General features: G+C 72.5%; 20 protein-coding genes. 5 read left to right on the top strand and 15 right to left on the bottom strand.

Annotation, left to right across the window (positions count from 1 at the left end):
* Window positions 1-10: 10 nt before the first annotated feature.
* Window positions 11-931 carry a glucose-6-phosphate dehydrogenase assembly protein OpcA gene (locus tag ACFP2E_RS00935; protein WP_378521752.1) on the top strand — a complete coding sequence of 307 codons (921 nt, stop codon included), beginning with the start codon at window positions 11-13 and terminating at the stop codon, window positions 929-931.
* Window positions 928-1,662, top strand: coding sequence for a 6-phosphogluconolactonase (gene pgl, locus ACFP2E_RS00930; protein WP_378521751.1), 735 nt, complete (start codon window positions 928-930; stop codon window positions 1,660-1,662). The genes ACFP2E_RS00935 and pgl overlap by 4 nt, the downstream gene beginning before the upstream one ends.
* A gap of 35 nt (window positions 1,663-1,697) precedes the next feature.
* Here the strand turns inward: pgl and ACFP2E_RS00925 are convergent, their stop codons facing one another.
* The 11 genes from ACFP2E_RS00925 to uvrA form a co-directional block, all read right to left on the bottom strand.
* Window positions 1,698-2,057, bottom strand: coding sequence for an RNA polymerase-binding protein RbpA (locus ACFP2E_RS00925; protein ID WP_378521750.1), 360 nt, complete (start codon window positions 2,055-2,057; stop codon window positions 1,698-1,700).
* Between the two features lie 48 nt (window positions 2,058-2,105).
* Window positions 2,106-2,336 carry a preprotein translocase subunit SecG gene (secG, locus tag ACFP2E_RS00920; RefSeq protein WP_378521749.1) on the bottom strand — a complete coding sequence of 77 codons (231 nt, stop codon included), beginning with the start codon at window positions 2,334-2,336 and terminating at the stop codon, window positions 2,106-2,108.
* A gap of 30 nt (window positions 2,337-2,366) precedes the next feature.
* Complete coding sequence (tpiA, locus tag ACFP2E_RS00915; RefSeq protein WP_378521748.1) at window positions 2,367-3,170, bottom strand: triose-phosphate isomerase; 804 nt, start codon at window positions 3,168-3,170, stop codon at window positions 2,367-2,369.
* A gap of 45 nt (window positions 3,171-3,215) precedes the next feature.
* Window positions 3,216-4,412, bottom strand: a complete 1,197-nt coding sequence (locus ACFP2E_RS00910; RefSeq protein WP_378521747.1) for a phosphoglycerate kinase — start codon at window positions 4,410-4,412, stop codon at window positions 3,216-3,218.
* A gap of 2 nt (window positions 4,413-4,414) precedes the next feature.
* The gene (gap, locus tag ACFP2E_RS00905) at window positions 4,415-5,410 is read right to left on the bottom strand and encodes a type I glyceraldehyde-3-phosphate dehydrogenase (protein WP_378521746.1); all 996 of its coding nucleotides are present in this window, start codon (window positions 5,408-5,410) and stop codon (window positions 4,415-4,417) included.
* A 101-nt stretch (window positions 5,411-5,511) separates the two neighbouring features.
* Window positions 5,512-6,498, bottom strand: coding sequence for a DNA-binding protein WhiA (gene whiA / locus ACFP2E_RS00900; protein ID WP_378521745.1), 987 nt, complete (start codon window positions 6,496-6,498; stop codon window positions 5,512-5,514).
* Window positions 6,499-6,520: 22 nt separating this feature from the next.
* On the bottom strand, window positions 6,521-7,486 hold the full coding sequence (gene yvcK, locus ACFP2E_RS00895) for a uridine diphosphate-N-acetylglucosamine-binding protein YvcK (RefSeq protein ID WP_378521744.1): 966 nt from the start codon (window positions 7,484-7,486) through the stop codon (window positions 6,521-6,523).
* On the bottom strand, window positions 7,479-8,384 hold the full coding sequence (gene rapZ / locus ACFP2E_RS00890) for an RNase adapter RapZ (protein ID WP_378521743.1): 906 nt from the start codon (window positions 8,382-8,384) through the stop codon (window positions 7,479-7,481). Before rapZ ends, yvcK begins: the two co-directional genes overlap by 8 nt.
* Entirely contained in the window at window positions 8,384-10,363 is a 1,980-nt protein-coding gene (uvrC, locus tag ACFP2E_RS00885; RefSeq protein ID WP_378521742.1) for an excinuclease ABC subunit UvrC, read from the bottom strand. The genes rapZ and uvrC overlap by 1 nt, the downstream gene beginning before the upstream one ends.
* A gap of 35 nt (window positions 10,364-10,398) precedes the next feature.
* Window positions 10,399-10,854, bottom strand: a complete 456-nt coding sequence (locus tag ACFP2E_RS00880; RefSeq protein WP_378521741.1) for a hypothetical protein — start codon at window positions 10,852-10,854, stop codon at window positions 10,399-10,401.
* A 52-nt stretch (window positions 10,855-10,906) separates the two neighbouring features.
* A complete protein-coding gene (uvrA, locus tag ACFP2E_RS00875) occupies window positions 10,907-13,885 on the bottom strand; it encodes an excinuclease ABC subunit UvrA (protein ID WP_378521740.1) in 2,979 nt (992 codons plus the stop codon).
* Window positions 13,886-13,975: 90 nt separating this feature from the next.
* Between uvrA and ACFP2E_RS00870 the strand changes: the two genes are divergently transcribed.
* Together ACFP2E_RS00870 and ACFP2E_RS00865 are read left to right on the top strand one after the other, a co-directional pair.
* Window positions 13,976-14,746, top strand: coding sequence for a maleylpyruvate isomerase family mycothiol-dependent enzyme (locus ACFP2E_RS00870; RefSeq protein ID WP_378521739.1), 771 nt, complete (start codon window positions 13,976-13,978; stop codon window positions 14,744-14,746).
* Window positions 14,743-15,417, top strand: a complete 675-nt coding sequence (locus ACFP2E_RS00865; RefSeq protein WP_378521998.1) for an MBL fold metallo-hydrolase — start codon at window positions 14,743-14,745, stop codon at window positions 15,415-15,417. Before ACFP2E_RS00870 ends, ACFP2E_RS00865 begins: the two co-directional genes overlap by 4 nt.
* Window positions 15,418-15,431: 14 nt before the next feature.
* On the opposite strand, the gene ACFP2E_RS00860 is transcribed toward ACFP2E_RS00865, so the two are convergent.
* From ACFP2E_RS00860 to ACFP2E_RS00845, 4 genes are read right to left on the bottom strand one after another with little or no spacing between them, the layout of a single operon-like run.
* Complete coding sequence (locus tag ACFP2E_RS00860; RefSeq protein WP_378521738.1) at window positions 15,432-16,910, bottom strand: LVIVD repeat-containing protein; 1,479 nt, start codon at window positions 16,908-16,910, stop codon at window positions 15,432-15,434.
* Between the two features lie 26 nt (window positions 16,911-16,936).
* Window positions 16,937-17,941 carry a GNAT family N-acetyltransferase gene (locus ACFP2E_RS00855; RefSeq protein WP_378521737.1) on the bottom strand — a complete coding sequence of 335 codons (1,005 nt, stop codon included), beginning with the start codon at window positions 17,939-17,941 and terminating at the stop codon, window positions 16,937-16,939.
* A 55-nt stretch (window positions 17,942-17,996) separates the two neighbouring features.
* The gene (locus ACFP2E_RS00850) at window positions 17,997-18,641 is read right to left on the bottom strand and encodes a GrpB family protein (protein WP_378521736.1); all 645 of its coding nucleotides are present in this window, start codon (window positions 18,639-18,641) and stop codon (window positions 17,997-17,999) included.
* The gene (locus tag ACFP2E_RS00845; protein WP_378521735.1) at window positions 18,638-19,231 is read right to left on the bottom strand and encodes a flavin reductase family protein; all 594 of its coding nucleotides are present in this window, start codon (window positions 19,229-19,231) and stop codon (window positions 18,638-18,640) included. The genes ACFP2E_RS00850 and ACFP2E_RS00845 overlap by 4 nt, the downstream gene beginning before the upstream one ends.
* A gap of 64 nt (window positions 19,232-19,295) precedes the next feature.
* On the opposite strand from ACFP2E_RS00845, the gene ppk2 reads away from it, so the two are divergent.
* The gene (ppk2, locus tag ACFP2E_RS00840; protein ID WP_378521734.1) at window positions 19,296-20,078 is read left to right on the top strand and encodes a polyphosphate kinase 2; all 783 of its coding nucleotides are present in this window, start codon (window positions 19,296-19,298) and stop codon (window positions 20,076-20,078) included.
* The last annotated feature ends 22 nt before the right edge of the window (window positions 20,079-20,100 follow it).

The following is a 20,100-nucleotide window of genomic DNA, read 5'->3' as shown; positions in this document are numbered from 1 at the left end:
AGGGACAGCGATGATCGAGCTCACCGACACCAACTCGGCAGAGATCGCCGCCGAGTTCGTGCGGGCCCGCACCCGCGCCGGCAGCCCGGCGATGGGCATGGTGATGACCCTCATCATCGTGGTCGACGAGGACGACGCGGAGGACGCCATGGAGGCCGCCCAGGCGGCCTCGCACGAGCACCCCGCCCGGGTCCTCGGCGTGATCCTCGGCGACGGCCGCGGCTCGTCGCAGGTCAATGCCCAGGTGGGGATCGGTTCGGGCTCCGGCTGGACGGGTGAGACCGCACTGATCCGGCTCAAGGGCGAGGTGACCAAGCACCCCGAGTCCGTGGTGCTGCCGCTGCTGCTCCCCGACTCCCCCGTCGCCATCTGGTGGCCCACCGACAGCCCCGACGACCCGGCCGCCGACCCGCTGGGGTCGCTGGCGCAGCGTCGGGTCACCGACTCGGCGGCGGCGACGCGACGTCGTACCCGCGCCATCCAGCTGCAGTGCATGGCCTACTCGCGGGGCAACACCGACCTCGCCTGGACACGCATCACGCCGTGGCGCGCGCTGCTCGCCGCCGCGCTCGACCAGCACCGGCTCAAGGTCACGCGCGCCTCGGTGACCTCCGAGCGGATCAGCCCCTCGGCCGACCTGCTCGCCGCGTGGCTCAGCGACCGGCTCCGGGTCCGGGTCGACCGTCGCACGAGCGAAGGCCCCGGCATCACCGAGGTGGTGCTCGAGACCAAGGAGGGCCCGATCACCATCAGCCGTCCCGACGGCAAGCTCGCGATCTTCTCCTCGCCGGGCCGTCCGGACCGGCCGGTGGCGCTCAAGCGTCGGGAACTGCCGGAGCTGCTCGCCGAGGAGTTCCGTCGCCTCGACGAGGACGACGTCTACGCCGCCACCGCCCGGCGGCTCGCCAAGCAGCGCGGGAGGAAGAGTTGAGCGCACCGTCCCCCCTCATCGAGGTCCACGACGACGCGGCGGCACTGGCGACGGCCGTCGCGGGCGAGCTGCTGTCGCGGCTCGTCGACGTGCAGCGCGCCGGCCGCGTCCCCCAGGTCGTGCTGACCGGCGGGACGATCGCCGACGCGATCCACCGTGAGCTGGCCCGGCTCTCCCCGGACTCCGAGGTCGACTGGGGCCGGGTCGAGGTCTGGTGGGGCGACGAGCGCTTCGTCGAGCGCGGCTCGCCGGACCGCAACGCCGGCCAGGCGCGGGCTGCGCTGCTCGACGCGGTCGGGGTGGACCCCTCCCGCGTGCACGAGATGCCCGCCGCCGACGAGGGCCGCTCGCTGGAGGACGCCGCCGCGGCGTACGCCGACGAGGTGCGCGCGCACGGCGCCGGCGAGTTCGACGTCGTGATGCTGGGTGTGGGGCCCGACGGCCACGTCGCGTCGCTGTTCCCCGGGTTCCCGCAGCTCGACGTGACCGACCGCGTCGCGGTGCCGGTCACCGGCTCGCCCAAGCCGCCGCCGGAGCGGATCACCCTGACCTGTGCGGCGCTGGAGCGCAGCCGGGTGGTGTGGTTCCTCGTCAGCGGGGACGCGAAGGCCGGGGCCGTGGCCCGCGCGCTCGACGAGGGGACGGACCGCCACGAGATCCCGGCGGCCGCGCTGGCCGGCCGCGAGGAGACCACGTGGTTCCTCGACCGGCCGGCGGCCTCGGAGCTCTAGCAGCGCCGGGGCCGGCAGGCTCCGGGCCGCGATGCTCAGAAGATGATCTCGCCGTTCTTGCGGCGGGTGCGCAGCAGCTGGATGGCCTCGTCCAGGATCGTCTCCGCCTCGGCGTCGGAGCGGCGCTCCTTCACGTAGGCGAGGTGTGTCTTGTAGGGCTCGATCTTGGGGGCCGGGGGCGGGTTCTCCGAGTCGAGGCTCGCCGGCAGGCCGCACTTGGGGCAGTCCCACGAGTCGGGCACCTGGGCCTCGACGGAGAACGTCACCACCGAGCGGTGCTCGTGGGAGCAGTAGTAGGTGACCGCCTGTCGCGGGGCTGCCTCGCCGCGCTCGGCCTCCCCCATGGGGCCCGCGCCGACCCGGCTCCCGCGGATTGCGTTTCCTCCACCAGCCACAGGGTGAACCCTTTCTCAGTAGCCCTCGGACTCAGCGGCCCGGGCGTGTCAGTAGGCCTTGACCAGGCCCAGGGCGATGACGACCGCGAACCAGATGACCCCGATGCCGATGGTCAGCCGGTCGAGGTTGCGCTCGGCGACCGACGAGCCGCCCAGCGAGCTGGACACGCCGCCGCCGAACATGTCGGACAGGCCGCCCCCACGGCCCTTGTGCAGGAGCACCAGCAGGATCATCAGCGCGCTGGTGACCATGAGGATGATGGTGAAGAAGGTTTCCACGTCCCGAAGCCTACGTGATGCTTCCCGCGCTCAGAGGAGCGGCATGTCGTAGAACCGGCAGATGGCACCGAACTCGTCGGCCTGGAGGCTCGCACCCCCGACGAGCGCCCCGTCGACGTCCTTGCGGTCCATGATCCCGGCGACGTTGTTGGCCTTCACCGAGCCGCCGTAGAGGATCCGGACGCCGTCGGCGGCGGCGTCGCCGTGCACCTCGCGGATCCGCTCGCGGATCGCGGCACAGACCTCCTGCGCGTCGTCGGGCGTGGCGACCTCGCCGGTGCCGATCGCCCAGACCGGCTCGTAGGCGATGACGAGCCCGGCGACCTGCTCGGCCGAGAAGCCCGCCAGCGAGCCGTCGACCTGGGCGAGCGTGTAGGACACGTGGTCGCCGGCCTGGCGGACCTCGAGACCCTCGCCGACGCAGACGATCGGGGTCATCCCGGCGTCGAGCGCCTTGTGGGCCTTGGCGTTGACGACCTCGTCGGTCTCCGCGTGGTACTCGCGACGCTCGGAGTGGCCGACCACGACGTAGGAGCAGCCGAGCTTGGCCAGCATCCCCGCCGAGATCTCGCCGGTGTAGGCGCCCGAGTCGTGCATCGAGACGTCCTGCGCGCCGTACTTCACGAGCAGCCGGTCACCGTCGACGAGCGTCTGCACCGAACGCAGGTCGGTGAACGGCGGCACCACCGCGACCTCGACCTGGCCGTAGTCGTGCTTCTTGTCGGCCAGCGTCCACGCGAGCTTCTGGACCAGCACCACCGCTTCCTGGTGGTTGAGGTTCATCTTCCAGTTGCCGGCCATGAGCGGCGTGCGGTCGGACTGCTTCGCGGGCATGGGACTCCTTGTGACGGTGATGGAGGGTGAGGACCGGGGCGGGTCTCAGCGCTCGAGGACGGCGATGCCGGGCAGCTCGCGGCCCTCGAGGAACTCGAGGCTCGCGCCGCCGCCGGTGGAGATGTGGCCGAAGGCGTCCTCGTCGAAGCCGAGGGCACGCACCGCGGCGGCGGAGTCGCCGCCGCCGACCACCGAGAGGCCCTCGACCCGGGTGAGGGCCTCGGCCACCGCGCGGGTGCCCTCGGCGAAGGCGGAGACCTCGAACACGCCCATCGGGCCGTTCCAGAAGACGGTGCGGGCGCCGGCCAACGCGGCGGCGAACGCCTCGCCCGACTCCGGCCCGATGTCGAGGCCGAGCGCGTCGGCCGGGATCTCCGAGGCCGCCACGACCCGCGGCTGCGGCGCACGGCCGCCCGACGGGAACTCGGTGTCGACCACGACGTCGGACGGGAGCACGATCTCGACGCCGGACTCCTCGGCCCGGGCGAGGTAGTCGCGGCAGGTCTGCAGCTGGTCCTCCTCGAGGAGGCTGCGCCCGACCTCGTGGCCCTGGGCCTTGAGGAAGGTGAAGACCATGCCGCCGCCGATCAGCAGCTTGTCGGCCTTGCCGAGCAGGTTGTCGATGACGCCCAGCTTGTCGGAGACCTTCGAGCCGCCGAGCACCACGACGTACGGGCGCTCGGGGTCGACCGTGAGCCGGCGCAGCACCTCGGTCTCCGCGGCCACCAGCTGCCCCATCGCGTGGGGCAGCCGGAGGGCCACGTCGTAGACCGAGGCCTGCTTGCGGTGGACGACCCCGAAGCCGTCGGAGACGAACGCGTCGGCGAGCTTGGCGAGCTCGCCCGCGAAGGCGGCCCGCTCCTCGTCGACCTTGCTGGTCTCGCCCGCGTTGAAGCGGACGTTCTCCAGCACCGCGACCTGCCCGTCCTCCAGGCCGGCCACGGTCTCGGTCGCGTTCTCCCCCACCGTGTCGGTCGCGAACGCGACCGGGGCGCCGAGCAGCTCGCCGAGCCGCTCGGCCACCGGTGCCAGCGAGTACGCCGGGTCGGGCTCGCCCTTCGGGCGGCCGAGATGGGCCACCACGACGACCCGCGCGCCCGCCTCGGCGAGGCGGCGGATCGTCGGGACGCTGGCGCGCACCCGGCCGTCGTCGGTGATGGTGCTCCCGTCGAGCGGGACGTTCAGGTCGGACCGGACCAGGACCCGCTTGCCGCGGAGGTCTCCGAGACTCTCGATCGTCACGGTCAGAGGGACTCGCCGATGTAGGTGATCAGGTCCGCGAGGCGGTTGGAGTAGCCCCACTCGTTGTCGTACCAGCCGGCGACCTTGACCTGGTTGCCGATGACCTTGGTCAGCGGCGCGTCGAAGATGCACGACGCCGGGTCGGTCACGATGTCGGAGGAGACGATCGGGTCGGTCGAGTAGCGCATGAAGCGGCCGTCGGCGGCCGCCTTCACGATCTCGTTGACCTCCTCGACCGAGGTCTCGCGCGACGCCTCGAAGGAGAGGTCGGTCAGCGAGCCGGTCGGGGTCGGCACCCGGAGGGCGTAGCCGTCGAGCTTGCCCTTGAGCTCCGGCAGGACCAGGCCGATCGCCTTGGCGGCGCCGGTCGAGGTCGGCACGATGTTGAGCGCGGCTGCGCGGGCCCGGCGCGGGTCCTTGTGGATGTTGTCCTGAAGGTTCTGGTCCGCGGTGTAGGCGTGGATGGTCGTCATCAGGCCCTTGGTGATGCCGAGGCCGTCGTTGAGGGCCTTCGCCATCGGCGCGAGGCAGTTGGTGGTGCACGACGCGTTGGAGATGACGGTGTGCGCCGCCGGGTCGTACTGCTCGTGGTTGACGCCCATCACCACGGTGATGTCCTCGTTGGAGGCGGGCGCGGAGATGATGACCTTCTTGGCGCCGGCGTCGACGTGGGCCTTCGCCTTGGTGGCGTCGGTGAAGAAGCCGGTCGACTCGACGACCACGTCGACCCCGAGGTCGGCCCACTTGAGGCTGGCCGGGTCACGCTCCGCGAAGGCGGCGATCTCCTGGTCGCCGACCTTGATCGCGGACTCCGTCGAGGAGACCTCCGCGTCGAGGCGACCCAGGATCGAGTCGTACTTGAGCAGGTGCGCCAGGGAGGCGTTGTCGGTCAGGTCGTTGACGCCGACGATCTCGATGTCCGCGCCGGACGCCCTCACAGCGCGGAAGAAGTTGCGGCCGATGCGGCCGAAGCCGTTGATGCCTACACGTACGGTCACGGGGGTGCTCCTCGGGTGCTATCAGCGGACGTGGCGACCCTATCGCGCGGCCGGACAGCCCCCTCACGGGTCTGTCCGTCGTACGTACGGGTAACCGGGGCTCAGGCCTCGTCGGCCAGCATCTCGGGGGTCAGCGACGCCTCGGTGTCCGGGATGCCCAGCTCCTCGGCACGCTTGTCGGCCATCGCCAGCAGCCGGCGGATCCGGCCGGCGATGGCGTCCTTGGTGAGGACCGGGTCGTGGAGCTGGCCGAGCTCCTCCAGCGAGGCCTGCTTGTGCTCGAGCCGCAGGTGGCCCGCCAGCTTGAGGTGGTCGGGTACGTCGTCGCCGAGGATCTCGAGCGCGCGGCCCACACGGGCCCCGGCCGCGACGGCGGCCCGGGCGGACCGGCGCAGGTTGGCGTCGTCGAAGTTGGCGAGCCGGTTGGCGGTCGCCCGGACCTCGCGCCGCATCCGGCGCTCCTCCCAGGCCATCAGCGACTCGTGGGCGCCCAGCCGGGTCAGCAGGGCCCCGATCGCGTCGCCGTCACGGATGACGACCCGGTCGACGCCGCGGACCTCGCGGGCCTTGGCCGAGATGCCGAGCCGTCGGGCGACGCCGACGAGCGCCAGCGCGGCCTCGGGGCCGGGGCAGGTGACCTCGAGCGACGAGGACCGGCCCGGCTCGGTGAGCGAGCCGTGGGCGAGGAAGGCGCCGCGCCAGGCAGCGACGGCGTCGCAGCCGCCGCCGGAGACCACATGGGGCGGCAGGCCGCGCACCGGGCGTCCGCGCTGGTCGAGGAGGCCGGTCTGGCGGGCGAGTGACTCGCCGTCGCGGGCGATCCGGACGAGGTAGCGACTACCGCGGCGGATGCCGTTGCCCTGCACCATCACGACGTCGGACTGGTGGCCGTAGACCTCCGCGACGTCCTTGCGGAGCCTTCGCGCGGCGGCGCCCGTGTCGAGCTCCGCCTCGACCACGATCCGGCTGCTCACGAGGTGGAGCCCGCCGGCGAACCTGAGCATCGATGCGACCTCCGCCTTGCGGCAGCAGGTCTTGGTGACCGGGGTGCTCGCAAGCTCCGCCTTCACCTGAGCCGTCATCGCCATGCGGGTGATCCTGCCACGCGCGTCAACGACCCTCGGACCCCTGTCGGAAGATCCGGGCATAGGCCGCGGCGAGCCGGTCGGGGTCGTGGCGGGGGGTGCCGTCGCCGACGGCGACGTCCTCGACCACCAGCTCCGCGCCGTACGCCGCGACCGCCCGGGCGAGCCCTGCCCGCCCGTCGCCGTCGGCGACGCTCCGGGTGTCGGCGAGCACGGTGTGGACCTTCAGGTCGGGCGCGTGCTCGAGCAGAGCGGCGAGGTGGTCCTCGGCGTCGAAGCCGCCGGTCTCGCCGTCCTGCGCCTCGAGGTTGAGCACGACCAGCACCTGTGCGGCGGTCCCGACGAGGGCCTCCCGGAGCTCGGGGACCATGAGGTGCGGGATCACGGAGGTGAACCACGAGCCCGGCCCGAGCACGACCCAGTCGGCGGCGCGCACCGCGGCGACCGCCTCCGGGCAGGCGACCGGGTCGTGGGGGTCGAGGCTGACCGACACGATCTCACCCGGCGTGGTGGCCACCGCGACCTGGCCGCGGACGGTGGTGCACTCCTCCGGCAGCGCCGGGTCGAGCCCGCGCACCTCGGCGGTGATGTCGAGGGGGGTCAGCGCCATCGGCAGCACCCTGCCGGAGGCCCCCAGCAGCCGGCCGACCCACTCGAGTGCCTGCACGTGGTCGCCGAGCAGCTCCCACAGCGAGACGATGAGCAGGTTGCCGACGACGTGGCCACGCATGTCCCCCTCGCCGGCGAAGCGGTGCTGGACGACCTGCTCCCAGGTGCGGCCCCACTCGTCGTCGCCGCAGAGCGCGGCCAGCGCCATCCGCAGGTCGCCGGGGGGCAGCACGCCGAACTCCCCGCGCAGCCGGCCCGAGGAGCCGCCGTTGTCGGCGACGGTGACGACCGCCGTCGGCTGCGCCACGACGTGGCGCAGCGCGGACAGCGAGGCGTGGAGGCCGTGCCCGCCGCCCAGGGCGACGACGGAGAGCTCACTCACGCCCGAGGTCCCGGTGGGTGGCCTGGGCGCTGTGGCCGCGGTCGGCGAGGCGACGGGCGACCTCCTCGGTCATGGCGACGCTGCGGTGCTTGCCGCCGGTGCAGCCGATGGCGATGTGCATGAACCGCTTGCCCTCGCGCAGGTAGCCCTCGGCGACGCCCTCGAGCACCGGGAGGTAGGCGTCGAGGAACTCCTGGGCGCCTGGCTGGCTCTTGACGAAGTCGGCGACCTCGGTGTCGCAGCCGGTGAGCGGGCGCAGGTCGGGGACCCAGAACGGGTTGGGCAGGAAGCGCATGTCGGCGACGAAGTCGGCGTCGACGGGGATGCCGTACTTGAAGCCGAAGCTGGTGACCGTCACCTTGAGCCGCGTGGCGTCGGCCGACCCGAACGCCTCGGCGACCCGGTCGGTGAGCTGGTGGACGTTGAGGTTGGAGGTGTCGATGACCAGGTCCGCCTCGCTGCGCAGCTCGCCGAGCACCTCGCGCTCGCGCTGCAGCCCGTCGAGCAGCCGGCCGCTGCCCTGGAGCGGGTGGGGACGGCGCGCGGCCTCCTGGCGGCGGACGAGCACCTCGTCACTGGCGTCGAGGAAGACGAGCGTGGCCTGACGGCCGGTCGCGCCCTGGGCGAGGTTGGCCTGGAGCGAGCGGAAGAACGAGCCGGAGCGGACGTCGACGACCACGGCGATGGGCTGCTCGACGCCGCTGCTCTCGTCGACGAGCCGCACGACGTCGCGCAGCAGGCTGGGCGGCATGTTGTCGACGACGTAGAAGCCGAGGTCCTCGAGCTCCTTGGCGGCGGTGCTGCGGCCGGCGCCGGTCATCCCGGTCACCACCACGAGCTCGCCGCCGGGCTGGTGGTTCCCGGCCTGCTGGCCCCCGACCTGCTGGCCGTCCGTCATCAGGACTCCTCGATCTCTCCGGTGGCAGTGTTGACCGCCACAGTCTGGCCGCTCCCGTCGGCCACCGCATCCTTGATCGCAGCGGCGGTGCGGGCACCGATGCCCGGCACCTGCGCGATCTCCTCGACGGTCGCGGCGCGCAGCTTGCGCAGCGAGCCGAAGTGCTTGAGCAGGGTCCGGCGCCGCACCTCGCCGAGGCCCGGCACGTCGTCGAGCACGCTCTCGACCATGGTCTTCGACCGGCGCGAACGGTGGTGGGCGATTGCGAACCGGTGGGCCTCGTCGCGGATCCGCTGCAGCAGGTAGAGGCCCTCGGAGCTGCGCGGCAGGATCACCGGGTCCTCCTCGCCGGCGAGCCAGACCTCCTCGAGCCGCTTGGCCAGCCCGCACACGGGCACGTCGTCGATGCCGAGCTCGTCGAGCGCCCGCTGCGCCGCCGCCACCTGGGGCGGGCCGCCGTCGACGACCACGAGGCCGGGGGCGTAGGCGAACTTGCGGGCACGGCCGGTCTCGGGGTCGACCAGCATCGGCCCGTCGTCACCTTCCACCTGCTGCGAGCCGGCCTGCTCGTCGAGGAGCCGGCGGAACCGGCGGGTGATCACCTCGTGCATCGACGCGACGTCGTTCTGGCCGTCGACGCCCCTGATGACGAAGCGGCGGTACTCGCTCTTGCGGGCCAGCCCGTCCTCGAAGACCACCATGGACGCGACCACCTCGGTGCCCTGGAGGTTGGAGACGTCGTAGCACTCGATCCGCAGCGGCACCTCGTCGAGCGCCAGCGCCTCCTGGATCTCCTCGAGCGCGCGGTTGCGGGTGGTCAGGTCGCTGGCGCGCTTCGTCCGGTGGAGCGCCAGCGCCTGCGCCGCGTTGCGCGCCACGGTCTCCTGCAGCGCCTTCTTGTCGCCGCGCTGCGGCACCCGCACCGAGACCTTGCTGCCGCGGAGGTCGCCGAGCAGGCGCTCGAAGGTCTCGACGTCGGGCGGCAGCGCCGGCACCAGGATCTCGCGCGGGATGGTGCCGCCGTTGTCGTCGGAGGGGGTCCCGCCGTAGAACTGCAGCAGGAAGTGGTCGACGAGGTCGGCGGTCCCGCCCTCCTCCACCCGGTCGGCGACCCAGCCCCGCTGGCCACGGATGCGTCCGCCGCGGACGTGGAAGACCTGGACGGCGACCTCGAGCGGGTCCTCGGCGAAGGCGACGACGTCGGCGTCGGCGCCGTCGCCGAGCACCACGGCCTGCTTCTCCAGCGCCCGCTCCATCGCGCCGAGGTCGTCACGCAGCCGGGCGGCGCGCTCGAAGTCGAGCTCCTCGGAGGCGGTGTACATCTCCTTGCGGATGCGGTTCATGAACGGCTTGGTCTGCCCTGCCATGAAGTCGCAGAAGTCGTCGACGATGCGGCGGTGCTCCTCGGCGGAGACGTTGCCGACGCAGGGGGCCGAGCACTTGTCGATGTAGCCGAGCAGGCAGGGCCGGCCGACCTGCTGGGAGCGCTTGAAGACGCCGTTGCTGCAGGAGCGCATGGGGAAGACGCGCAGGAGCACGTCGACGGTCTCGCGGATCGCCCAGGCGTGGCTGTAGGGGCCGAAGTAGCGGGTGCCGCGCTTCTTGGCGCCCCGGCCGACCATCACCCGCGGGAACTCCTCGCCGACCGTGACGGCCAGCCACGGGTAGGACTTGTCGTCGCGGTACTTGACGTTGAAGCGGGGGTCGAACTCCTTGATCCAGGAGTACTCCAGCTGCAGGGCCTCGACCTCGGTGGTGACCACGGTCCACTCCACGCTGGCCGCCGTGGTGACCATGGTGGCCGTGCGCGGGTGGAGGTTGCCGATGTCCTGGAAGTACGACGACAGCCGGGCCCGGAGGTTCTTGGCCTTGCCGACGTAGACCACGCGGCCCTTGGCGTCGCGGAACCGGTAGACCCCCGGCTGGGTGGGGACCGAGCCGGGCTCGGGCCGGTAGCTGAGGGTGGGGCGGCGGGGCACGCCCCAACCCTACGGGCGACCCCGGACAGCCACGGTCAGGCCGGCTCGACGCCCGCGACGATGCAGCCCTGGTGGGTGCAGACCGCGGTGAAGGCCTTGTAGCTGCCGGCCTCCGGCTGCGTCACGACCACCTCGGCGTCGGGGAAGACCGCTCCCCCGCCCTCGGGGACGTCCGCCGCGCTGCCGACGACCTCGCCGTCGACCTCGACGTCGTCGCCGTTGACGGTCACCGACTTCTCGGCCAGCGCCGCCGTCGCCGGGCCACCGAGCACCGACCCGTCCTCGACCGAGAACCGGCTGCCGTGGCAGCCGCAGCGGATGACCGACGAGGCCTCGTCGGTCTCGCCGTTCGTGCCGTTCCCCGTGTCGGTCGCCGGGTCGGCGGCCTCGCCGCTGTCGTCGTTGCCGCAGGCTGCGAGGACCGGCAGTCCCACGCCCACGATCGCTGCACCCTGGAGGGCATGACGGCGGCTGACTCCGTGAGTGGTCATGCCCGTGACATTACTCAGCAACCTTGGAAATCCCTGAGACCCGCGGGGCAGGTCACGAGGCGGTCCTCCTCGAGGGCGCCTTCTTCGCCGTCGCCTTCTTCGTCGTCGCCTTCTTGGCCGCCTTCTTCGCCGGCTTCTTCGCCGGCGCCGTGGCAGCGGCCGCCCGGACGGGGGCGGACTGCCTCGCCTCGCGGCCGTCGAGGAGCGGGGCCAGGAACTGGCCGGTGTGGCTCTCCGCGACCGCCGCGACCTCCTCGGGGGTGCCCTGGGCGACGACCGTGCCGCCGCGGGAGCCGCCCTCGGGCCCCATGTCGATGATCCAGTCGGACGTCTTGATCACGTCGAGGTTGTGCTCGATGACGAGGACGGAGTTGCCCTGGTCGACGAGCCGGCCGAGGACGAGGAGCAGCTTGCGGATGTCCTCGAAGTGCAGCCCGGTGGTGGGCTCGTCGAGGACGTAGACGGTGCGACCGGTCGAGCGCTTCTGGAGCTCGGAGGAGAGCTTCACGCGCTGCGCCTCGCCGCCCGACAGCGTCGTGGCGGGCTGGCCGAGCCGAACGTAGCCGAGGCCGACCTCGCACAGCGTCTTCATGTGGCGCGCGATGGCCGGCACCGCCGCGAAGAACTCGGCCGCCTCCTCGATCGGCATGTCGAGGACCTCGGCGATGGTCTTGCCCTTGTAGTGGACCTCCAGCGTCTCGCGGTTGTAGCGGGCGCCGTGGCAGACCTCGCACGGGACGTAGACGTCCGGGAGGAAGTTCATCTCGATCTTGATCGTGCCGTCGCCGGCGCACGCCTCGCAGCGGCCGCCCTTGACGTTGAACGAGAAGCGGCCCTGGAGGTAGCCGCGCATCTTCGCCTCCGGCGTGGAGGCGAAGAGCTTGCGGATGTGGTCGAAGACGCCGGTGTACGTCGCCGGGTTGGACCGCGGGGTGCGGCCGATGGGCGACTGGTCGACGTGGATCACCTTGTCGACGTGCTCGAGGCCGGTGATCTTCTGGTGGCGCCCCGGGACGGTGCGGGCGTTGTAGATCTGCTTGGCCAGCGAGGTGTAGAGGATGTCGTTGACCAGCGTGGACTTGCCGGACCCCGAGACGCCGGTCACCGACACGAACAGGCCGAGCGGGAACGTCACGTCGACGTTCTTCAGGTTGTGCTCGCGGGCGCCGTGGACCGTGAGCTCGCGGCCCTTCGTCCGCGGCCGCCGGACCTCGGGCACCGGGATCTCGCGGCGGCCGGAGAGGTACTGGCCGGTCATCGAGTCGGGGTGGGTCAGCAGGTCGGGGACCTTGCCGGAGTGGACGACCTGCCCGCCGTGCTCGCCGGCGCCCGGACCGATGTCGACGATCCAGTCGGCGGTGCGGATCGTGTCCTCGTCGTGCTCGACCACGATCAGCGTGTTGCCGAGGTCGCGTAGCCGCACCAGCGTCTCGATGAGCCGCTGGTTGTCGCGCTGGTGGAGGCCGATCGACGGCTCGTCGAGGACGTAGAGGACGCCGACGAGGCCGGCGCCGATCTGGGTGGCGAGCCGGATCCGCTGCGCCTCGCCGCCCGACAGCGACCCCGAGGGCCGGTCGAGGGAGAGGTAGTCGAGGCCGACGTCGAGCAGGAAGGCGAGGCGCTCCTGGATCTCCTTGAGCACCCGCTCGCCGATCTGCTTCTCGCGAGGCGACAGGTCGAGGCCGCGCAGGAAGTCGGCGGTCTCGTTGATGGGCAGCGCGCAGACCTCGGCGATGTTGCGCCCGCCGAGGGTCACGGACATCGACACCGGCTTGAGCCGGCTCCCCTCGCACGCGGGGCACGGCACCTCGCGCATGAAGCCCTCGAACCGCTCCCGGCTGGTGTCGGACTCGGCCTCGCGGTGGCGGCGCTCGATGTAGCTCTGCACGCCCTCGAACTCGGCGTAGTAGGCGCGCTGCCGGCCGTAGCGGTTGCGGGTGACGACGTGGACCTTGGTGCCGTGGCCCTGGAGGATCGACCTCCGCGCCTTGGCGGACAGGTCCTTCCACGGCGTGTTCAGGTCGAAGCCGAGCTCGTCGCCCAGCGCACCCATCAGCCGCAGGAAGTAGTCGGCGACGTGGGCGCCCGCCCACGGCTGGATCGCGCCCTCGCCGAGCGTGGCCTCGGGGTCGGGGACCACGAGCTCCGGGTCGACCTCCATGCGGGTGCCGAGGCCGTGGCAGACCGGGCAGGCGCCGAACGGCGAGTTGAACGAGAACGACCGCGGCTCGAGCTCGTCGGTGTCGAGCGGGTGCTCGTTGGGGCAGGCCATCCGCTCGGAGAACCGCAGCTCGCGCTGCGGGTCCTTGTCGGGCAGGTCGACGAAGTCGAGGAGCACCAGGCCGGAGGCGAGGTTGAGGGCGGTCTCGACCGAGTCGGTCAGCCGCCGCTTGGCGGACTCCTTGACCGCGAGCCGGTCGACGACGACCTCGATGGTGTGCTTCTTCTGCTTGTCGAGCGTGGGAGGCGCGTCCAGCGTGTAGGTCTCGCCGTTGACGCGGGCCCTGGAGAAGCCCTGGGCCTGGAGCTGGCGGAAGAGCTCGACGTACTCGCCCTTGCGGCCCCGGATCACCGGAGCGAGCACCTGGAAGCGGCGGCCCTCCTCGAGCGCGAGCACGCGGTCGACGATCTGCTGCGGCGTCTGCCGCTCGATCGGCGCGCCGCAGGTCGGGCAGTGGGGACGGCCGATGCGGGCGTAGAGCAGGCGGAGGTAGTCGTAGACCTCGGTGATGGTGCCGACGGTGGAGCGGGGGTTCTTCGACGTGGACTTCTGGTCGATGGAGACCGCCGGGGACAGGCCCTCGATGAAGTCGACGTCCGGCTTGTCCATCTGGCCGAGGAACTGCCGGGCGTAGGCCGACAGCGACTCGACGTAGCGGCGCTGGCCCTCGGCGAAGATCGTGTCGAAGGCCAGGCTGGACTTCCCGGACCCGGAGAGCCCCGTGAACACGATGAGGGAGTCACGGGGCAGGTCGAGGGAGACGTCCTTGAGGTTGTGCTCGCGGGCGCCACGGATGATCAGCTGATCCACGCGCGCCAGCCTACGTGGGGGGTCCGACACGCTGGAGAAACGTTCACCCGTTCGGAGGGGAAGGACGGCCCGGGATGTGAGGATGGACGCGTGAGCGACGACATGCACGAGGGCCCCGCCGACCCCACGAGTGCCGACCCCACGAGCCCCGGCGGGACCGACGACCCGTCCGAGTTCGCCGCGGAGCGCGGGCTGCTGGCGGCCGCCACGGTCCGTCTCGTCCGCACCGTCGACCGCCTCGGCGACGACGACTGGACCCAGGACTCGGCGCTGCCGGGGTGGACCCGCGGCCACGTGGTCGCCCATCTCGCGCTCAACGCCGAGGGGCTGGCCGGGGCGCTGGACGGCATCGCCCGGGAGCGGCCGGTGCCGATGTACCCCTCTCAGGAGGAGCGCGACCAGGCCATCGACGAGCTGGGCGAGGCACACCCGGACGAGCTGCGCGACCGGCTGATGGGCGGTTGCACCGCCTTCTCCGAGGCAGTGTCCGAGGTGCCGGACGACCGTTGGGACGCGACGTTCGAGCGGACCCCCGGCGGCAAGGAGATCACCGCCCGGGAGGCGGTCTCGATGCGGCTTCGCGAGGTGGAGATCCACCATGTCGACCTCAGCGCCGGCTTCACCCGGCACGACTGGTCGCCGGAGTTCACCCGGCTGCTCCTCGACGGGATGGTCGCCCGGGGGCTCCCCCGCGGCCCGGTCGTCGTCGACCCGACCGACCTCGAGGGCACCTGGGAGTACGGCGAGGGCGGGCCGACCGTGCAGGGCACCGCCGCCGACCTGGCCTGGTGGCTCACCGGCCGCGGCGACGGCGAGGGGCTGACCAGCGACGGGGAGCTGCCGGGGATCGAGGCGTGGTGACCGAGGGCTACACCGGAGAGGTGACGCCCGGGGGCGACGCCCAGACCCGGCATGCCGGCGGGATCACCATCACGAAGGTCGCGGTCGACCCCGAGATGTCCAACAACTGCTACCTGCTCCGTTGCCGGGCCACCGGCGACCAGGTGCTCGTCGACGCGGCCGCCGAGCCCGAGCGGCTGCTGCCGCTGGTCGGCGACGCGGGGCTCGTCGCCGTGGTCACCACCCACCAGCACTGGGACCACCACCGCGCACTGGCCGACGTGGTCGCCGCGACCGGGGCCCGCGTCGTCGCGGGCGCGCCGGACGCCGACGCGATCACCGAGCAGACCGGCGTCGAGGTGACCGACCGGGTGGGCGACGGCGACACGGTCGCCGTCGGCTCCTGCCGCCTCGACGTGATCCACCTCGTGGGCCACACGCCCGGCTCGATCGCGCTGCTGTACGCCGAGCCCGGCGGCCCCGCGCACCTCTTCACCGGCGACTCGTTGTTCCCCGGGGGCGTCGGGAAGACCTGGTCGGACGAGGACTTCCGGTCGCTCGTCGACGACGTCGAGGCGAAGCTGTTCGACCGGCTGCCCGACGACACCTGGTTCTACCCCGGCCACGGCAACGACTCGACGCTGGGCGCCGAGCGGCCCCACCTCAGGGACTGGCGCGAGCGGGGCTGGTAGACCTCCGGTGCAGGTCAGCGCCGCAGCAGCCGGCCCGTGCCGTTGGTCAGCCGGACGACGTGGAAGCCGGTGTGGCCGTCGGAGTACCACACCGACCGGCGGCGCAGGTCCCACGCCGGCTGGGCCATGGCGTAGCCGCCCTCGGCCTCCGGGTTCTCCGGCTGGGAGCCGGGCCGGACGGGCGTGTTGAAGTAGCCGACCTCGCGCGGGGCGTCGAGGCGACGGATGTCGAAGAGCCTCAGCCCGGAGGCGATCATCGAGCAGGCGACGGCCTTCGGGTTCCGGTAGCGCGGCACCGAGCAGTAGTGGGCGGCGTACCCCTGGACCGGGCTCTGCGCCCCGGGGTCGTCCTGCTGCTCCCCTCTCCGCGCCGCCGGCTGGTGGACGGCGAGGCGCAGGTGGGAGACCACGCGCGGCCGGCGGGGGTGGGTGACGTCGACGATCCGGGCCGCGCCGACCGGGGCGCCGGACTGGTCAGCGCCGGCGTCGGTGCTGTAGTTGGCGAACTCGTCGACCTCGAGCAGGTAGTCGCGACCGCCCCGCCGGAAGGGCTCGGCGACCTGCGGGATGGACATCTCCGGCCAGGTGAGGTCGGCCAGCACCGGCACCGCCGGGGTCGGGTGCCGTTCCTGCACCTCGGAGACGTCGAGGATGCGCAGCCCGCCGGAGGCGAAGGCACCGTTGGCCTCGGTCCCGATGTTGGCGACGTACATGGTCCGGCCGTCGCGCGAGAGCCGCAGTCCGTGGTAGTTGACACCGGCCTGCTCGAAGACCGGCACCGGCGTCGCCGGGTCGGTCAGGTCGAGGGCCACGAGCGTCTGGCCGGCGGTGCTGGCGGCCCAGAACGTGAGCCCGTCGCGTGACCAGCCGCTCTCGTGGCCGAGGAGCGCCACCGGCGTCGACGACAGCAGCCGCGGCTCGCGGCAGTCGTCGCGGACGTCGTAGACGTCGAGGACGCCGACATTGGTCGCGGCGTTGCCGAGCGTCGCTGCGAGGAGCCCGCGGCGGCGGTTGAGGAGCAGCGACTCGTGAGGGCTCTCCATGGCCGGGGTGGTCAGCATGGCGGTCTGCCGCGGCTTTCGCGGGTCGGTCATGTCGAGCACGACGACGCCGATCCCCTCGGCGGGGTTCATGAGGGTGTCCTTGGGGAACAGCAGGGTCGAGTCGTAGAACGCGCAGACGCGGCCGTCGTCGTCGCGGTAGCGCTGCACCTTGAACCCGCCGGTGCTGCCGTGGCCGGCGACGGGCCGGGTGTTGCAGCGGTAGCCCTTCTCCACGCGGCCGGACTCGTAGTCCGCCTGCGGGACCCGTCCCTGGATGTCGGTCTCCTCGCGAGCACCGGGACCGCAGTCGGCAGCGGGGGTCGGCGGCGGGAACGAGCGCCCGGTCGCGGGCCTCGGGTCCGCCGCGAGCAGCGAGGCACCCAGCACGACCGCGACGCCGACGACCACGAGCCGGCGCCACGACCGACGCTCGTGCGTCTCCCCCGTCACCATCGCCTGCTTCGTCCTCCCCGTGCTCAGATCCGCCGCTGGAACTCCAGCTGGCGCGCCACGACACGGTAGCCGAGCCTTTCGTTGACCCGGATCATGTGGTCGTTGGACTCTGCGTTCCACGTGTCGACCGTGGCGAGCTGGGGCTCCGCCTCGGCGAGCCACAGCATCATGTCGGCCTTGACCAGCGCCCCGAGCCGGTGGCCGCGGTGCTGCCGAGCGACCGCGGTGTCGTGCTGCTCCCCGAGCTCGGGCCGCTCGGCGTCGACGGCCACGGCGGTGTGGCCCGCCAGTGCGCCCGTGCCACGGTGCCGGGCCACGACCCGGTAGAGGCGGTAGCCCCCGGCGGCCTGGGCCGCCTCGTAGTCCCGCAGCCGGTCGGCGGTGTAGACCTCGTCCTCGAGCTCGAGGTCGTCGAGCGGGGCGTCGTTGATGGCCGCGGAGACCTCGGCCAGCTCCTCCAGCAGGTCGTCGGGGCTCGTGCCCTGCAGGCGCAGCAGCTCGTAGTCGGCGGCGTGCCGCGCCGCCTCGTCCCGCACCTCCTCGGCGAGGCCCGGGGCGAGCTCGCGCAGGTGCTGGCGCCGGTTGATCGACTGCGACTTCAGGTCGAAGCCCGTCGCCGTGGCGAAGCCCGTGGTGCGCTCGCTGTCCCAGCCGTCGAGGCCCACCAGGGTGCGGCCCATGCCCCGGGCGACGTCGAACGCCGCCTCCAGCGCTGCGGTGCCGTGCCCGCGCCGGCGGTGGTCGGGGTGGATCGCCACGTGGAGCCAGGCGAGGTCTCGGTTGTCCCACTCGCTGGTCTCGACGACGACGGTCCCGACCGGGGCTCCCTCGGCGAGCCACAGGAAGTGCCGGCCCACCTCGCCGTCCCAGCCGTGGCGCATGGTCATCTCACGACGGAACGGCGTGTCCGGGTGCTGCCACGGCGCGTCATGGGCCCGGACGGCGTTCTCGACGGTGACGAAGGCATGCACCGCCACCGCGTCGTCGGGGCCGAGCTCCCGCAGCTGCGCGCCGGACTTGCCTGTCATACCCCGAGCATGGCCGCCCCGACGGGCGCCCGCCACCGGTTTCTCGGACGGACCCTCAGCGACGCGGCCGAGCCTCGTGCGGGTGGCCCGGGTCGGCCGCGAACGCCCGCTCGTAGATGTCGTAGACGAGCGCGGCCTTGTGGTTGTTGTAGTCCATGGCGTCGCTGAAGCCCCGCCCGCCGAGCTCCGCCTTGAGGGCGCCGTAGGCCGCACGGTCCTCGTCGTCGCCCCGCAGCCAGTCGCGGAAGAGGACGTGGCGACGGGGCTCGCGGGCGCCGGGCGGGAAGACGTGGAGGTTGGTGCGCGGGTCGTCCAGCACGAGGAGCCTGTGCTCCTCCCACTCGGGCTCGCGGATCCGGAGCGTGAAGCCGGCCGCCTCGAGCGCCGGGACGTACGACGCCTCGTCGGCGGGGTCGGCCACGGTGAGGTCCGCGTCGATCACGGGCTTGGCGCTGAGGCCGGGCACCGCTGTGGAGCCGACGTGCTCCAGCGCGAGCACGCCGTCGCCGAGGGCGTCGCGCACCCGCGCGGCGACCCGGTCGAAGGCGGCCGGCCACCCCTCGTCGTACGGCACGACCTCGACCGGCCGGGAGGGCCCGCCGCCGACCCGGGCCCTCGCGACCTCGTCGAGGTCGGCGAGCTCGAACGGGCGCCAGAGCGGATGGGTGCCGGTCGCCACGGGGGGATCGTCGGTCGTCATGAAGGGGGAATGTAGTCGCCGCGGAAGAAGAGCAGCGGCTCCGCGTCGGCACCCGCGTCGCCGGGCCCCGGAACGCCGAGGTCCAGCACCCGGCCGAGGACGACGTGGTGGTCGCCCGCCTCGTGGACGGCGTGGATCCGGCAGTCCACCCAGGCGATCGCGCCGCCGAGCACCGGCGACCCGGTGGCCGCCGAGGGTCGCCAGTCGACGCCCGAGAACTTGTCGGTGCCGCGGCTGGCCATCCGCTCCGACAGCGCCTCCTGCCCGGCCGCGAGGACGTTGACGCAGAACGTGCCGGCCTCCCGCATCCGCGGCCAGGCGCGCGACGTGGTCGCCGGCACGAACAGCACGAGCGGCGGGTCGAGGGAGACGCTCGAGAAGGACTGGCAGGTCATCCCGACCGGCTCGCCGCGGCTGACACCCGTCACCACGGTCACCCCGGAGGCGAAGCGGCCCAGCACGTCGCGGAAGCGGCGGGCCGCCGCTGCGGCGACCGGGTCCGCCGACTGGACCGGGCTCGTCTCGCCGCGGCGCCACTCGAAGCCGTCGGGCTCCGCGGGCCGGGGCTGGCTCGGGCGGGCGGACGACATGGCCCCAGCATGGCAGGGCGGCGGAACGGTCGCGCGCTCGCCTCCGCGGTGCGAGAGTCGAGGCATGAAGACGGAGGTCTACGAGGCCGAGCTCGCCCGGCTGCAGGCGGAGCTCGTCAAGGTCCAGGAGTGGGTCCGGGCCGAGGGCGAGCGTCTGGTGGTCGTCTTCGAGGGGCGCGACGCCGCCGGCAAGGGCGGCACGATCAAGCGGATCACGCAGTACCTCAACCCCCGCGTCGCCCGCATCGTCGCACTGCCCGCGCCGACTGAGCGCGAGCGGCAGCAGTGGTACTTCCAGCGCTACGTCGAGCACCTCCCGGCGGCCGGCGAGATCGTGCTGCTCGACAGGTCCTGGTACAACCGCGCCGGCGTCGAGTGGGTGATGGGCTTCTGCACCCCCACCGAGCACCGCCGCTTCCTCCACCAGTGCCCGATCTTCGAGCGGCTCCTCGTCGAGGACGGCATCCACCTGCGGAAGTACTGGTTCTCGGTGAGCGACGAGGAGCAGCTCAAGCGCTTCCGGTCGCGGCTCGACGACCCGCTGCGCCGGTGGAAGCTGTCGACGATGGACCTCGAGTCGATCACGCGCTGGGAGGACTACTCCCGTGCCAAGGACATGATGATGGTCCACACCGACATCCCCGAGGCGCCCTGGTACGTCGTCGAGAGCGACTCCAAGAAGCGGGCCCGCCTCAACACGATCGCCCACCTGCTCTCGACGCTCGACTACACCGACGTGGACGGACCGGCCCTCGAGATCCCCCACCGGCCCGAGTCCACCGGCTACGTCCGCACGCCCCGCGAGCACTCGACGTACGTCCCGGACCACAGCGCCACGCTCGAGTAGGCGCGCGCGGGGACGGGCTCCG

The organism is Nocardioides sp. GCM10027114, assembly GCF_042659625.1.
Lineage (GTDB): Bacteria > Actinomycetota > Actinomycetes > Propionibacteriales > Nocardioidaceae > Nocardioides.
This window is presented reverse-complemented; position numbering and strand designations above follow the sequence as displayed.